The 15615-nt window shown below is 62.9% G+C and carries 10 protein-coding genes; 6 read left to right on the forward strand and 4 right to left on the reverse strand.

Going from position 1 to position 15615, the window contains the following annotated elements:
- Positions 1–15: 15 nt before the first annotated feature.
- The gene (gene rpoB, locus G404_RS0110440) at positions 16–4185 is read left to right on the forward strand and encodes a DNA-directed RNA polymerase subunit beta (RefSeq protein ID WP_028641031.1); all 4170 of its coding nucleotides are present in this window, start codon (positions 16–18) and stop codon (positions 4183–4185) included.
- An 87-nt stretch (positions 4186–4272) separates the two neighbouring features.
- Positions 4273–8553: a DNA-directed RNA polymerase subunit beta' gene (gene rpoC / locus G404_RS0110445; protein ID WP_028641032.1), complete on the forward strand. Its 4281-nt coding sequence runs from the start codon at positions 4273–4275 to the stop codon at positions 8551–8553.
- A 164-nt stretch (positions 8554–8717) separates the two neighbouring features.
- On the opposite strand, the gene G404_RS18790 is transcribed toward rpoC, so the two are convergent.
- Together G404_RS18790 and glpX are read right to left on the reverse strand one after the other, a co-directional pair.
- On the reverse strand, positions 8718–9116 hold the full coding sequence (locus tag G404_RS18790; protein WP_245584487.1) for a TM2 domain-containing protein: 399 nt from the start codon (positions 9114–9116) through the stop codon (positions 8718–8720).
- A gap of 56 nt (positions 9117–9172) precedes the next feature.
- Entirely contained in the window at positions 9173–10162 is a 990-nt protein-coding gene (glpX, locus tag G404_RS0110455) for a class II fructose-bisphosphatase (protein ID WP_084601243.1), read from the reverse strand.
- A 115-nt stretch (positions 10163–10277) separates the two neighbouring features.
- Here glpX and G404_RS0110460 point away from each other — a divergent pair, with 115 nt between their 5' ends.
- On the forward strand, positions 10278–10742 hold the full coding sequence (locus G404_RS0110460) for a hypothetical protein (RefSeq protein ID WP_245584488.1): 465 nt from the start codon (positions 10278–10280) through the stop codon (positions 10740–10742).
- A 10-nt stretch (positions 10743–10752) separates the two neighbouring features.
- Here the strand turns inward: G404_RS0110460 and G404_RS0110465 are convergent, their stop codons facing one another.
- Both G404_RS0110465 and G404_RS0110470 read right to left on the reverse strand, forming a co-directional pair.
- Entirely contained in the window at positions 10753–12069 is a 1317-nt protein-coding gene (locus tag G404_RS0110465) for a homoserine dehydrogenase (protein WP_028641035.1), read from the reverse strand.
- An 83-nt stretch (positions 12070–12152) separates the two neighbouring features.
- Complete coding sequence (locus G404_RS0110470; RefSeq protein WP_245584489.1) at positions 12153–13076, reverse strand: hypothetical protein; 924 nt, start codon at positions 13074–13076, stop codon at positions 12153–12155.
- A 370-nt stretch (positions 13077–13446) separates the two neighbouring features.
- On the opposite strand from G404_RS0110470, the gene G404_RS20080 reads away from it, so the two are divergent.
- From G404_RS20080 to G404_RS0110485, 3 genes are all read left to right on the forward strand, one after another.
- On the forward strand, positions 13447–14109 hold the full coding sequence (locus G404_RS20080) for an energy transducer TonB (RefSeq protein WP_084601245.1): 663 nt from the start codon (positions 13447–13449) through the stop codon (positions 14107–14109).
- Positions 14110–14208: 99 nt separating this feature from the next.
- A complete protein-coding gene (locus tag G404_RS0110480) occupies positions 14209–14976 on the forward strand; it encodes a MotA/TolQ/ExbB proton channel family protein (protein ID WP_028641037.1) in 768 nt (255 codons plus the stop codon).
- Positions 14977–15087: 111 nt separating this feature from the next.
- Complete coding sequence (locus G404_RS0110485) at positions 15088–15615, forward strand: ExbD/TolR family protein (protein WP_028641038.1); 528 nt, start codon at positions 15088–15090, stop codon at positions 15613–15615.

Genomic DNA, 15615 nt, shown 5'->3' on the forward strand with positions numbered 1-15615 from the left:
AGGCACAAACCCTCCATGGCTACCAAGGCACCTGCCGGCAACGGCACCCGCCCCGGTGTGAGCAAGCGCATCCGCAAGATCTTCGGTGACAATCACGAAGTCGTGCAGATGCCGAACCTGATCGAGGTTCAGCGCGAATCGTACGAACAGTTCCTGCGTTCCGACCCGGCCACCGGCTATGTCTCGGGCCTGGAAAAGACGTTGCGTTCGGTGTTCCCGATCCAGGATTTTGCCGGCACCGCCAGCCTCGATATCAAGGAAAAGGACGGCTACGTCCTCGAATCGCCCAAATATGACGTCAACGAATGCCGTCAGCGCGGGATCACCTACGCCGCGCCGATGAAGGTCACGCTGAAGCTGGCGACGTTCGAAGTCGACAACGAAACCGAGACCAAGTCGCTGATCGATATCAAGGAGCAGGATGTCTACATGGGCGACATTCCGCTCATGACCGGCAACGGCACCTTTTTCATCAACGGCACCGAGCGCGTCATCGTCAGCCAGATGCACCGTTCGCCGGGCGTGTTGTTCGACCATGACCGTGGCAAGACGCACTCGTCCGGCAAGTATCTGTTTGCCGCGCGCGTGATCCCCTATCGCGGGTCGTGGCTCGATTTCGAATTCGACGCCAAGGACATCGTCAATGTCCGCATCGACCGCAAGCGCAAGCTGCCGGTCACCAGCCTGCTGTATGCGCTGGGCCTGAACGGCGAACAGATTCTCGACCATTTCTACGCCAAGGTCACCTGGGTGCGTGCCGAAGGCGGTTGGCGCGTGCCGTTCGTGCTTGACCAATGGCGCGGAACCAAGCCGACGTTCGACATTGTCGATGCGAAATCGGGCGAAGTGGTCTTTCCCGCGGGCACCAAGATTTCGCCGCGCGCCGCCAACAAGGCCGGCAAGGACGGTCTGGAGCAGCTGCTGATCCCGACCGAGGAAATCTTTGGCCGTTATTCGGCGCTCGACCTGATCGACGAAAGCACCGGCCGCATCTGGATCGAAGCGGGCGATGAAGTTTCGCCGGAAAACCTCGATGTGCTCGATCGCAACGGCGTCGATCGTCTTGACCTGCTCGACATCGACCACGTTTCGACCGGCCCGTGGATCCGCAACACGATGAAGGCCGACAAGGCCGAAGATCGCGACCACGCACTGGCCGATATCTATCGCGTGATGCGCCCTGGCGAACCGCCGACGCGCGAAACCGCCGAAGCGCTGTTCGACGGCCTGTTCTTCGATGGCGATCGCTATGACCTGTCGGCGGTCGGCCGCGTAAAGCTGAACATGCGTCTCAGCCTCGACTGCCCTGACACCATCACCACCTTGCGCACCGACGACATCCTGGCGGTGGTCAAGGAACTGGTGAACCTGAAGGACGGCAAGGGCGAAGTCGACGATATCGACAACCTGGGCAACCGGCGCGTGCGTTCGGTCGGCGAATTGCTGGAAAACCAGTATCGCGTCGGCCTGCTGCGCATGGAACGCGCGGTCAAGGAACGCATGAGCAGCGTCGATGTGTCGACGGTCATGCCCAACGACCTGATCAATGCCAAGCCGGCGGTGGCCGCAGTGCGCGAATTCTTCGGCTCGTCGCAGCTGTCGCAGTTCATGGACCAGACCAACCCGCTGTCCGAAGTCACGCACAAGCGTCGCGTTTCGGCCTTGGGGCCTGGCGGTCTGACCCGCGAACGCGCCGGTTTTGAAGTGCGCGACGTTCACCCCACGCATTATGGCCGCATCTGCCCGATCGAAACCCCCGAAGGCCCGAACATCGGCCTGATCAACTCGCTGTCGACGTTTGCCCGCGTCAACAAGTACGGCTTCATCGAAACGCCCTACCGCAAGGTGATCGACGGCAAGGTGACCAGCGATGTGACCTATCTGTCGGCGATGGAAGAGCAGAAGCACACCGTGGCGCAGGCTTCGGCCATGCTCAACCCCGATGGCTCGTTCGGTGAAGAACTCGTCTCTGCCCGGCAGAACGGCGAATTCGTGATGGCCCCGCGCGACACCGTCACGCTGATGGACGTCAGCCCCAAGCAGCTGGTTTCGGTTGCCGCATCGCTTATTCCGTTCCTGGAAAACGATGACGCCAACCGCGCGCTGATGGGCTCGAACATGCAGCGCCAGGCGGTGCCGCTGGTCAAGGCCGATGCGCCGTTTGTCGGCACCGGGATGGAAGAAACCGTGGCCCGCGATTCGGGCGCGGCGATTGCCGCCCTGCGCGGCGGCATTGTCGACCAGGTCGATGCCACGCGTATCGTGATCCGCGCTGCGGGCGATATCGAGGCCGGCCAGTCGGGCGTCGACATCTACACGCTGCAAAAGTTCCAGCGGTCCAACCAGAACACCTGCATCAACCAGCGCCCGCTGGTGAAAGTGGGCGAAGTGGTCAACACCGGCACGATCATCGCCGATGGCCCGTCGACCGATCTGGGCGAGCTGGCGCTTGGCCGCAACGTGCTCGTCGCGTTCATGCCGTGGAACGGCTACAACTACGAAGACTCGATCCTGATCTCGGAACGCATCGTCAAGGACGACGTGTTCACCTCGATCCACATCGAAGAATTCGAAGTGATGGCGCGCGACACCAAGCTCGGGCCCGAAGACATCACGCGCGACATTCCCAACGTCGGCGAGGAAGCACTGCGCAACCTCGACGAAGCGGGCATCGTCTATATCGGCGCCGAAGTGCATCCTGGTGACATCCTTGTCGGCAAGATCACGCCCAAGGGCGAATCGCCGATGACACCCGAAGAAAAGCTGCTGCGCGCGATCTTTGGCGAAAAGGCCAGCGACGTGCGCGACACCTCGCTGCGTCTGCCGCCGGGCGTTTCGGGCACGATTGTCGAAGTGCGCGTGTTCAACCGCCACGGTATCGAAATCGATGACCGTACGCGTGCGATCCAGGCCGAGGAAATCGAACGTCTGGCCAAGGACCGCGAAGACGAACGCGGCATTCTGAACCGCGCGACATTCAACCGTCTGCGCGACATGCTGATGGGCCAGGTGGTTGCCGCCGGTCCCAAGGGCGTGAAAAAGGGTATCGAGATCGACGAGCAGGTGCTGGCCGATATCGAGCGCTTTGAATGGTGGAAGTTCGCAGTGGCCGATGATGGCCGCCAGGCGCAGCTTGAAGCGGTCCAGGCGCAGTACGACGCCACCGTCAAATCGATCCAGGAAAAGTTCGAAGATCGCAAGGGCAAGCTTGAAGCCGGCGACGAACTGGCGCCCGGCGTGCTCAAGATGGTCAAGGTCTTCGTCGCGGTGAAGCGCAAGCTGCAGCCGGGCGACAAGATGGCCGGCCGTCACGGCAACAAGGGCGTGATCAGCCGCATCCTGCCTGTCGAAGACATGCCGTTCCTGGCGGACGGCACGCATGTCGACATCGTGCTCAACCCGCTGGGCGTGCCCAGCCGCATGAACGTCGGGCAGATCTTCGAAACCCACCTCGGCTGGGCCGCGCGCAACCTTGGCCAACAGATCGGCGAGGCGCTGGAAGACTGGCGCCATGCCAATCCCGATCCGGCAACGGCGGCTCCGCCGACCGCGCTGGTCGACAAGCTGAAGGACGTCTACGGCGAAAAGTATCACGCCGAGATCGAGGACCGCAATGTCAGCGAACTGGTCGAACTGGCCGAAAACCTGAAGGCCGGCGTGCCGATGGGGACCCCGGTGTTCGACGGCGCGCGCGAACCCGACGTGTCGTACATGCTGGCCAAGGCCGGGCTCGACACTTCGGGCCAGGTCACGCTCTACGACGGCCGTTCGGGCGAAGCGTTCGACCGCAAGGTGACTGTTGGCATCATCTACATGCTGAAGCTGCACCACCTTGTCGACGACAAGATCCACGCGCGTTCGATCGGGCCCTACAGCCTCGTCACCCAGCAACCGCTGGGCGGCAAGGCCCAGTTCGGTGGCCAGCGCTTCGGGGAAATGGAAGTGTGGGCGCTGCAGGCCTATGGCGCGGCGTATACGCTTCAGGAAATGCTGACGGTGAAATCGGACGATGTGGTCGGCCGCACCAAGGTCTATGAAGCGATCGTCAAGGGTGACGATACCTTCGAGGCCGGCATTCCCGAAAGCTTCAACGTGCTTGTCAAGGAAATGCGCAGCCTCGGCCTCAATGTCGAACTGTCCTCGCTTGACGAGGATGACGACGATCTGGCCGCAGCAGCGGAATAACCGGGCCGGTCGGTGGGCCATCCGGTCCACCGACCCCCGTTGCCGCAGCCGAATTTCGAATTTCCCCTCCCAGCGAGGAACGCCAATATGAACGATCTGACCAAGTTCACCAACCAGATGGCCAAGCCCGAAGGCTTTGACCAGATCCGCATCGGCCTTGCCAGCCCGGAACGCATCCGTTCCTGGTCGTTTGGCGAGATCAAGAAGCCCGAAACGATCAACTATCGCACGTTCAAGCCCGAACGCGATGGCCTGTTCTGCGCGCGCATCTTCGGTCCGGTGAAGGACTACGAATGCCTGTGCGGCAAGTACAAGCGCATGAAGTACAAGGGCGTCGTCTGCGAAAAGTGCGGCGTCGAAGTGACCGTGACCAAGGTCCGTCGCGAACGCATGGGCCATATCGAACTGGCCGCGCCGGTCGCGCACATCTGGTTCCTGAAGTCGCTGCCCAGCCGCATCGGCCTGCTGCTCGACATGCAGCTCAAGCAGCTTGAGCGTATCTTGTACTTTGAATCCTATGTGGTGATCGAACCGGGCATCACCCCGCTCGAACGCTATCAGCTGCTGACCGAAGACGAACTGCTCGACGCGCAGGACGAATATGGCGAAGACGCGTTCTCCGCCGGGATCGGCGCCGAGGCGGTCAAGCAGATGCTGATGGACCTCGACCTGGTGCAGGAACGCGAAGACCTGCTCAAGGATCTGGCCGAGACCAAGTCGGAACTGAAGCCCAAGAAGATCATCAAGCGGTTGAAAGTAGTCGAATCGTTCATCGATTCGGGCAACCGTCCCGAATGGATGATCCTTGACGTCGTGCCGGTCATTCCGCCCGAACTGCGCCCGCTGGTGCCGCTTGACGGCGGTCGTTTTGCGACGTCGGATCTCAACGATCTCTATCGCCGCGTGATCAACCGCAACAACCGTCTCAAGCGCCTGATCGAGCTGCGCGCGCCCGACATCATCGTGCGCAACGAAAAGCGCATGCTGCAAGAAGCGGTCGATGCGCTGTTCGACAACGGCCGTCGTGGCCGCATCATCACCGGTGCCAACAAGCGCCCGCTCAAGTCGCTGTCCGACATGCTGAAGGGCAAGCAGGGCCGGTTCCGCCAGAACCTGCTGGGCAAGCGCGTCGACTATTCGGGTCGTTCGGTCATCGTGACCGGGCCGGAACTGAAACTGCACCAGTGCGGGCTGCCCAAGAAGATGGCGCTCGAACTGTTCAAGCCGTTCATCTACGCCCGGCTCGACGCCAAGGGCCTGTCGATGACGCTGAAGCAGGCCAAGAAGTGGGTCGAAAAGGAACGCAAGGAAGTCTGGGACATCCTGGACGAAGTGATCCGCGAACACCCCGTCATGCTCAACCGTGCGCCGACGCTGCACCGTCTGGGGATCCAGGCGTTCGAACCCGTGCTGATCGAGGGCAAGGCGATCCAGCTGCACCCGCTGGTCTGCTCGGCCTTCAACGCCGACTTCGACGGCGACCAGATGGCCGTCCACGTGCCGCTGAGCCTTGAGGCCCAGCTTGAAGCGCGCGTGCTGATGATGAGCACCAACAACATCCTGTCGCCAGCCAACGGCAAGCCGATCATCGTGCCTTCGCAGGACATGGTGCTGGGGCTGTATTACCTGTCGATGGATCGCAAGGGCGAACCCGGCGAAGGCATGTTGCTGGGCGACATGGCCGAAGTGCACCAGGCGATCAACGCAGGCGCGGTTACGCTTCACAGCAAGATCGTGGCGCGCGTTCCGCAGACCGACGAAAGCGGCAAGACCTATCTGAAGCGGTACGACACCACGCCGGGCCGCATGCTGATCGGCGAATGCCTGCCCAAAAGCCACACCGTGCCCTTCGAACTGGTCAACCGCCTGCTGACCAAGAAGGAAATCGCCGACGTCATCGACCAGGTCTATCGCCACACCGGTCAGAAAGAGACCGTGCTGTTTGCCGATGCGATCATGTCGCTCGGTTTCCGCAACGCGTTCAAGGCGGGGATCTCGTTCGGCAAGGATGACATGATCATCCCGCCGAGCAAGGATGCGCTGGTCGACGAAACCCGCGCGCTGGTGGCCGATTACGAACAGCAGTATCAGGACGGCCTGATCACCCAGCAGGAAAAGTACAACAAGGTGATCGACGCCTGGAGTCGTTGCGGCGACCAGGTGGCGGCGGCCATGATGGACGAACTGCGGTCATGCCCGATCGATGAACATGGCCGCGAACGCCAGGTCAACGCGATCTACATGATGAGCCATTCGGGCGCGCGCGGTTCGCCGGCGCAGATGAAACAGTTGGCGGGTATGCGCGGTCTGATGGCCAAGCCTTCGGGCGAAATCATCGAAACGCCGATCATCTCGAACTTCAAGGAAGGCCTGACCGTCCTTGAATACTTCAACTCGACCCACGGCGCCCGCAAGGGCCTGGCCGACACCGCGCTCAAGACGGCAAACTCGGGTTACCTGACCCGCCGTCTGGTCGATGTGTCGCAGGACTGCGTCGTCACGATCGAAGATTGCGGCACCGAACGCGCGCTGGAAATGCGCGCGATCGTCCAGGGCGGGTCGACCATCGCCTCGCTCGGGGAACGCATCCTGGGCCGTACGCTGGCCGAAGACATGATCGAGGCCAAGACCGGCATCGTGATCGAAACCAGCGGCACGCTGCTGGACGAAGCCGCGATCACCCGGATCGAAGCCGCCGGCGTGCAATCGGCCCGCATCCGCTCGCCGCTGATCTGCGAATCGCAGGTCGGTGTCTGCGGCAAATGCTATGGCCGCGATCTGGCCCGCGGTACCCCGGTCAATATCGGTGAAGCGGTCGGCGTGATCGCGGCACAGTCGATCGGCGAACCCGGCACGCAGCTGACCATGCGCACGTTCCATATCGGTGGTGCGGCGCAGGTCAACGAACAGTCGCACCTTGAATCGCTGTGCGATGGTACCGTGCAATATCGCGATATCCCCACCATCGAAGACAGCCGCGGGCGTCGCCTGTCGCTGGCGCGCAATGGCGAAATCGCGGTTTATGACACCGATGGTCGCGAACGCGCGGTCCACCGTGTGCCTTATGGTACCCATCTGCTGCTGCCCAATGGCTCGACCATCAAGCTGGGCGCACGGATCGCTGAATGGGATCCGTTCACCACGCCCGTGATCACCGACAAGTCGGGCGTCGTTCGCTATCAGGATCTGATCGACGGCCGCACGCTGACCGAAATCGTTGACGAAGCCACCGGCATTGCCCAGCGCGTTGTCACCGAAAACCGCGCCGGTGGCCGCGCCAAGAAGGAAGATCTCCGTCCGCGTCTGACCTTGCTCGATGAAAATTCGGGCGAAGCCGGCCGCTACCTGATGGCACCTGGCACCACGCTGTCGGTCGAAGACGGTCAGACCGTCCAGGCCGGTGACGTGCTTGCCCGCGCCAGCCGCGAAGCCGCCAAGACGCGCGACATCACCGGCGGTCTGCCGCGGGTGGCCGAACTGTTCGAAGCCCGTCGCCCCAAGGACAACGCGATCATCGCGAAGATTTCGGGCCGGATCGAATTCGTCCGCGACTACAAGGCCAAGCGCAAGATCGCGATCATCCCCGAGGAAGGCGAACCGGTTGAATACCTGATCCCCAAGTCCAAGGTGATCGACGTCCAGGAAGGCGATTACGTCAAGAAGGGCGACAACCTGATCTCGGGCTCGCCCGATCCGCACGACATCCTCGAAGTGCTCGGCGTCGAAGCGCTGGCGGAATACCTCGTCGCGGAAATCCAGGAAGTCTATCGCCTGCAGGGCGTGAAGATCAACGACAAGCACATCGAAGTGATCGTGCGCCAGATGCTTCAGAAAGTGGAAATCACCGACGGCGGTGACACCACCCTGCTGCCTGGCGAACAGCTCGACTTCGAAGAAATGAACGAATACAATGCAAAGCTGAAGCCGGGTGAACAGCCGGCCGAAGGCAAGCCGGTGCTGCTGGGCATCACCAAGGCCAGCCTGCAGACGCGTTCGTTCATCTCTGCCGCGTCGTTCCAGGAAACCACCCGCGTCCTGACCCAGGCCGCCGTCGAAGGCAAACGCGACAGCCTGATCGGGCTGAAGGAAAATGTCATCGTCGGCCGCCTGATCCCCGCCGGGACCGGTGCCAGCATGAACCGTCTGCGCGTTGCGGCCACCAGCCGTGACGCAGCACTCCGCGCCGCAACCAAGCGTTTCGAAGACGCCCTGGTTGCGCCGACGACCGCAGCCGAAGAACATGCCGCCGAACTCAAGCAGGGCCCCGAAGCCGCCATCGGCGATGACCCGCTGGCCGCTGTCGAAGGCGAAACCCATGGCACCGACGCCGACGCCGGCGATTACCTGATCAAGGGCGACGACGACTGAACCCGATAACCCCCCGCCGCAGGCGGGGGGTTGGGCACCGCTGTCCGACGCCCGAGGCGTTGCCCACCGGTTGTTCGATCCAAACAAAAAGCCGCTGCCGGATCATCCGGCAGCGGCCTTTTTGTTGGCGTCCGGCATGGTACCGGCCCGCAGCTTGGTACAATTCAGCCGTTTGCGAGCGCTTGCAGGGTGAACTGGCTACGCAGCACTTCGACGCGTTCGCGCACGATGCCGGGGATCAGAAACAGATCCACGAACGCCCAGATCCCGGTCACGATCAATCCGACAAGCGTGATGCTCAAAACAACGAAGGCAATGCCGGAACCGGTACGGCCCAGATAAAAACGGTGCGCGCCAAACGGCCACAGGAAAAACCACAGCAGATAGGCCACGGCGACATTCGGCATCTGATTCGTAATCTTCTGCTCGATCAGCAGCCTTTGCATGTCGTTCAAACGACCGCCCGCATTGCCCTGATCATATGCATAGTTGTCCGCCGACATCGTGCCCCCCGCTGTTCGAACCGCGGCCGACACGCTGCCGCCGCGCATACCACCGGTCAAGCCATTTCAGGGACGAATGCGCATCCGCCCCTGCCCGCACGAGGTGCCTGGTCCGGTCATGCCCGGCGATGTTCACCCTTGACCCAGCGCACGGTGCCCGAACTGGCGCGCATGACCACGCTTTCGGTGGTCAGCATGCCCGACCGGTGGCGCTTGACGCCCGCCAGCAGCGAACCGTCGGTCACGCCGGTGGCGGCAAAGATGCAATCGCCTTTGGCCAGTTCCGTCAGGTCGTATTGCTTGTTGAGGTCGGTGATGCCCCACTTTTTGGCGCGGGCACGTTCGTCGTCGTTGCGGAACACCAGGCGACCCTTGAACTGGCCGCCTACGCAGCGCAGCGCGGCTGCGGCCAGCACGCCCTCGGGCGCGCCGCCCTGGCCGATGTACAGGTCGATGCCGGTGTCTTCGTTGGTGGTGGCGATCACGCCGGCGACATCGCCATCGGGGATCAGCACAATGCCGCAGCCAAGGCCACGCAGTTCGGCGATGATGTCGGCGTGGCGCGTGCGATCGAGCACGCAGACGGTCAGGTCACCCGGCGCCACGCCTTTGGCAGTGGCCACGGCCGTGACGTTTTCGGTCACCGATTTGTCGAGATCGATGATCCCCGCAGGATATCCGGGGCCGACCGCGATCTTGTCCATATAGACGTCGGGTGCGTTCAGCAGGCCGCCCTCTTCGGCAACGGCCAGCACTGCCAGCGCGTTGGGTCCGGCCTTGGCGGTGATGGTCGTGCCCTCAAGCGGGTCGAGCGCAATGTCGATCCTGGGGCCTTTGCCCGGGGCCAGACCGACCTTTTCGCCGATGAACAGCATCGGCGCTTCGTCACGTTCGCCTTCGCCGATCACCACGGTGCCATCCATGTACAATTCGTTGAGCGCGGCACGCATGGCTTCGACGGCGGCGGCATCGGCCGCCTTTTCATCGCCGCGGCCGATCAGTCTGGCGGCGCCGATGGCCGCAGCCTCGGTCACGCGGACCATTTCGAGCACCAGAACGCGATCAAGGACATGAGACGGTGCGGGTTGTGCAATGGTTTCGGTCACTGTAGGTCCCTGCAATGGTGGGCGAGGATGATGGGCGTGCAGACGTATGCATTGCCCTAGACTGAGGAAGATGGTCTTGTCGAGAGGTGCCCAACTCCTTCTTGCTGCGGCGCTTGTGGCGTTTGCGCCGGCCATTGCCCGCGGCCAGGCCACGCTGGACCAGATGCCGCCATTGCCGGCTGATCAGCCGGTACCGTCGTTGCCTGTAAACGTCGATGATGACATTCCCAAGGATGCCAACCTGGCGCAGCAAATTCTGGTCAGCCCGCGCGAGCCGCGCTGCGATGAAAACGGGCAGGTCGGCGGAATCACGGTGTGCGGCAAGAAAAAGGACAATTCAAAGGATCGGCTGCCGATCACCGGCGAACTGAATTCGGCCACCGCCACCGATGACGGCGTGCCACGTGCGCCCGACGTGATGGGCAACCGGATTACCGGTCATTCGATCGGATTTCGCAGCTGTTTCCCCTCGGCGTGCCCCCCGGGCCTGTTGCCCGACATCAATTTCCGCATGCTGCCCGCCGCACCCGAGGGATCGGACGCAGACCGCATTGCCAAAGGCGAAATTCGCGGAAACTAGGGTCCGGACCCTAATCTTCGAGGATGTGCATCACCAACGGCGGTTCGGCCAGCGCGGGCGATCCGTCGAGCAGGCGCATCGCCTCGACAATCCCGCTTTCGGGGCCGTGGTGGGTCACCAGCGAAACCAGCGCGCGCGATTCGCCGGCGACTTCGACCCGGCCCTTCTGGATCAGGCTTTCGATCGACACCCCGGCATCGCGCATTGCGGCGGCAATCTCGGCCAGCGTGCCCGGACGGTCGGCCACGGTAAAGCGCAGATAGGCCTTGCCCGTGCGGTGGCCGCTGTCGGCGGGCGGCGCCGGTTCCAGTTCGGCTGCGGGAATCGAAAACGGCGCGCCGATGTCGCCGCGGGCGATATCGATCAGATCGGCGACCACCGCGCTGGCGGTGGGGCCATCGCCCGCGCCCGCGCCCTGAAACAGCAGGCGCCCCACGAAATTGCCTTCGGCCACCACCGCATTGGTCGCACCGTCGACATGCGCCAGCGGATGATCGCGATGCACCAGGTGCGGATGCACGCGTTGAAACAGCCGGGTCTGGCCTGTGGCATCGGTTTCGACATCGGCCATGCCGATCAGGCGGATGTAATAGCCCAGCGCGTCGGCCTGGGCGATATCTGCGGCGAGCACGCGGCGGATGCCGGTCACGTCGACCGCGCCGAAGTCGATCGTCGTGCCGAACGCGATCGAGGCAAGGATCGACAGCTTGTGCGCCGCATCGATGCCGTCGATGTCGAAACTCGGGTCGCTTTCGGCAAAGCCTTTGGCCTGCGCCTCGGCCAGCACATCGGCAAAATCGCGGCCGGTGTCTTCCATCGTCGACAGGATGTAATTGCAGGTGCCGTTCAGGATGCCGTAGACCCGGTGGATATGGTTGGCGGCTGCGCCTTCCTTCAGGCCCTTGATCACCGGAATTCCGCCGGCCACCGCTGCTTCGAAACGCAGCGCGCAATGCGCGGCTTCGGCGCGTTTGGCCAGTTCCAGCCCGTGGTGGGCGATCATCGCCTTGTTCGCGGTGACCAGGCCCTTGCCGGCCTCGAACGTGGTGCGCGCCAGCGCCAGCGCCGGACCATCGGCGCCGCCGACCAGTTCCACCACCACATCGACATCGTCGCGTTCGCCCAGGATGACCATGTCGTCCTCCCACGCATAACGTGTGGCGTCGAACCCGCGATTCTTGCCCCGGTTGCGCGCGCTGATCGCGGTGATCCGGATCGGGCGGCCTGCGCGCCGCGCGATCAGATCGGCGTTGGCCTCGATCAGCCGGACAACGCCGCCGCCGACAGTGCCAAGTCCGGCCAGCGCAATGCGCAAAGGTTCGCTCATGATATCCCCGTTCGGGCCGCAACAGGCGGCCTGTTCGTCACGGCCTTAGAACATGGCGCAAAAAAGAGGGAAGGCTTTTCATGCTAGGGCTGCCGGTTGCGCCGGCACGGGCCCAGGTCGCGCAGCACCAGCACGTAATCCTCTTCGGCGATGCGTTTGTCGGCCTCGGTGTCCGAAATCGACGCGCGCGCCGGCACCCCGGCAGGAAGGAAGCACGCCAGGCGATACCACGCCAGCGTTTCGGGACGCGGCGGCTGTGCGGCCTGATCGACGATCTCGCTGAAACTGACGCCCCAGCGCGTGGGCTCGCCCGGGCGGCGCACCACCGAGATCGACACCGGCTTGCCGCTGTCGGTGGCGAAAAAGAACTGGGTTTCGCCCTCGCCGGTCAGATTGCCGGGCACGTGCAGCGCCTCGCGCAGGGTGGTGATCCGTGGTGGCGCGTCGGGGCTGATCAGATCGGTCAGGATCGTTCGCACCCGGGTATCGAGATCCGGGCTCCACGCAAACATCGTGTCCGCCGCGGTCAGCCGCAACTCGCCCGGCTTGCCCGGCACGACGCTGCCGAACACCAGGACTTGCGTCTTGGTCAGTTTGGGCACCTTGCCATTGGCGTCAAGCGGCACGTCGGCAAGATAGCGCAGCGATTCGCCCAGATCCGGCCCCACCAGGAGGGCATTGGTCTGCGCCTCGATATAAAGGCGGGCAAAACCCGGTTTCAGGCCTGGCGATTCTTCGGGCTTCAGGCGGATCTGGCGATGCACCGTCGCGCGCACCACCACCGGACTGTTCTGGGCCAGATCGACCAGATCGGCATAGCTTTGTCCGGCCATGTCACGCGGCCCGGTCACCCCCGATTCGGGGGGCATGGGGGCAGCGCTCAACGTGCCCGCGGTGGCGGAATCCTGCGCATTGCGCGCGTTGGCAGCGGGGATCGCCAGAATGATGGCAAGGCCCGCGATCAATGCGCGGCATGCTTCGGGCGGGCGGCGATAGGGATTTGACATCGTATGGTCCTGATGGGTTGGCATGCCGTTGGACACTGCCGCAAGGGGTGTGAGGAAGGCAATCTTTCGTGAATCAGGTGTGAACCGATAAAGGAATTGCGCGGCCCCACCTTCGGCGTTAAGGATCGGCCTCGATCGGGCAGACCTTATAACAAATGCCTGACGAATGCTGCCACCGGGCCTTGTCGCGCTTCCTTGCCGCATGGGTCAGGGGTCGGCGGACCGGGTTGCCGGCAGGGTGGAAAGAAATCGCTGGATTGGCCAGACGGGTGGGACGGTGATTCCGCCTTAGGCTCCGTCTTGACTTTTGTCGCGTGGAGAGATCCATGTGCCCGGGGTCATGAGGAAGATCATGGAGTAAAGAAGCTGAATGGCTTACGCTGACCAACAGATGAGCGGTAACAAGATCACCGCGCTCATCGTCGTTGCTCTTCTTCATGTTGTTGTCGGCTACGCGCTGATCTCCGGACTCGCGTACTCGGCCTTCAAGAAGATCAAGGAGGTGGCAACCGCGGTCAAGATTGACCCGGACAAGCCGCCGCCACCACCGCCGCCGCCACCGCCGAAGTCGGAGATTCCTCCGCCTCCGCCGATTGTGGCGCCGCCTCCGGCTATGAACGTGCCCAATCTTTCGCCGCCGATGGAAACGGTCCGGGAATCCCCGCCGTTGCCGCCGACTCCGACTGCACAACCTGCACCGATCCATACAGAAGCGCCGCCGGCCAAGCCGTGCGCTGCGAAACCGGCTGCGCCAAAAGGCCGTCCGGGCGAATGGGCTTCGGACAACGATTACCCGACTCGGGCACTCCAGCTTGGTCAGGAAGGCGTTACCGGCTTCCGTCTGAGCGTTGGCTCCGATGGCAAGGTATCTGCTTGCGATATCACCAGGTCCAGCGGCAGCCCCGAACTGGACAAGACCACCTGCGATCTGATGCGGCGCCGCGCGCGCTTCACTCCGGCCGCAGACTGTGATGGCAACCCGGCCACCGGCGCCTACCCGAGTTCGGTTCGCTGGCAGATTCCGAAGGACTGATCGCGACAGCGTGTCGCCACACCCTTCGGTCCTGCCGGACCACCCATTCAATGCCCAGATTTCAGCCCTTTTTACGCATTCTTGAGAGGAAGATCGTCAATGCTCATTCAGACGCTCGCAGCTGCGGCCAGTGCAGCGCCGCAGAACAAGTTTGGTCTTGTGGAAGTCCTGTTCCCCGGCGGCAAGCCGAACTGGATTCCGCTCACCACTTTCACGATCCTCGCGATCATGTCGTTCGGTTCGTTCTTCATCCTGTTCACCAAGTATGCTGAACAGTCGAAGATCATGGGTCAGTACAAGAACGGCGTTGCCAATTTCTGGCGCGCAGCCACCCTCAAGGAAGGTGCTGCCAAGCTGGAAAAGAACAGCGCATGGCGCCAGATCGTCGACGACGGGATCCAGGCTGAAGACCAGACCACCAAGCTGGTCGACCAGACCGAAGCCCACGACTGGCTGCATGGTTCGCTTGCCCGTTCGGAAGCATCGATCAACGCCCGTCTCGCCGGTGGCCTGCCGTTCCTGGCAACCGTGGGCGCGACGGCTCCGTTCATCGGTCTGTTCGGGACCGTGGTCGGGATCTATGGCGCGCTGATCAACATCGGCCTGGCCGGTTCGGCTTCGATCGACAAGGTCGCAGGCCCCGTCGGTGAAGCGCTCATCATGACCGCACTCGGTCTGCTCGTCGCGGTTCCCGCCGTGCTTGCCTACAACTACCTGCAGGCACGCAACAAGCGTATCGCCGAACTGCTGACCGGTTTCAGCACCGACGTGCTGGCGAACATCGCTTCGCACGGTGCGGTCAAGCCGGCCCTGCCGGTTGCTGCTGCGCCCAAGCCTGCTGCTCCGGCACCTGCCGCGAAGAAGTAAGTACCAACACCGGGGCCGGCCCTGTCGGGCCGGCCCTGTCCGGAAACGCGCGTGGGATGGCGAGATCATTCAACCCGTTCCACGCGGGGCAACTCGGATAGGATTTAACCAATGGCAATGTCTGTAGGCGGCGGCGGCGAAGAACGCCCGATGTCGGACATCAATACCACGCCGCTCGTGGACGTGATGCTCGTGCTGCTGATCATCTTCCTCATTGCGGTTCCGGTGGCTATCCAGACCGTCGAAAAGCTGAAAGTGCCTATCCTGAAGTCCGAAGAGACCCAGGACAAGTCTGAAAACCTTCAGCTCGCCGTGGTCTCGACCGATGCCGCCGGGCGCAGCCCGAAACAGCCCGGATACCAGGGGTCTTCCCCGACCGGCCAGTGCCGTGTCTATGTCAACAACACCACGCCTGTTGACAACAACGAGCTGTACAAGGCTGCCTATGACCGGCTTGACGCCATCGTGAAGCGCGAAGGCGGTGCGGCCAATATGGATCCGGAAAAGGTTCCAGAGGTGCACATCCGCGGTGACGCCCACGTTCCGTGGAAGTGCATTGCAGGCGCCATCTACAACGTGCAGATCGCGGGCTATCCCAAGGTCGGCTTCATCTCGACCCCGATCGATCCGAATCCATAA

Source organism: Novosphingobium acidiphilum DSM 19966 (genome assembly GCF_000429005.1).
Lineage (GTDB): Bacteria > Pseudomonadota > Alphaproteobacteria > Sphingomonadales > Sphingomonadaceae > Novosphingobium > Novosphingobium acidiphilum.

What these genes read in the sequence shown, in the direction of transcription:
- G404_RS0110465 (WP_028641035.1), bottom strand. Translation starts at nt 12,069, where the DNA reads ATGAGCGAACCTTTGCGCATTGCGCTGGCCGGACTTGGCACTGTCGGC.
- G404_RS0110485 (WP_028641038.1), top strand. Translation starts at nt 15,088, where the DNA reads ATGGCAATGTCTGTAGGCGGCGGCGGCGAAGAACGCCCGATGTCGGAC.
- rpoB (WP_028641031.1), top strand. Translation starts at nt 16, where the DNA reads ATGGCTACCAAGGCACCTGCCGGCAACGGCACCCGCCCCGGTGTGAGC.
- G404_RS0110480 (WP_028641037.1), top strand. Translation starts at nt 14,209, where the DNA reads ATGCTCATTCAGACGCTCGCAGCTGCGGCCAGTGCAGCGCCGCAGAAC.
- rpoC (WP_028641032.1), top strand. Translation starts at nt 4,273, where the DNA reads ATGAACGATCTGACCAAGTTCACCAACCAGATGGCCAAGCCCGAAGGC.
- G404_RS20080 (WP_084601245.1), top strand. Translation starts at nt 13,447, where the DNA reads ATGGCTTACGCTGACCAACAGATGAGCGGTAACAAGATCACCGCGCTC.
- G404_RS0110470 (WP_245584489.1), bottom strand. Translation starts at nt 13,076, where the DNA reads ATGTCAAATCCCTATCGCCGCCCGCCCGAAGCATGCCGCGCATTGATC.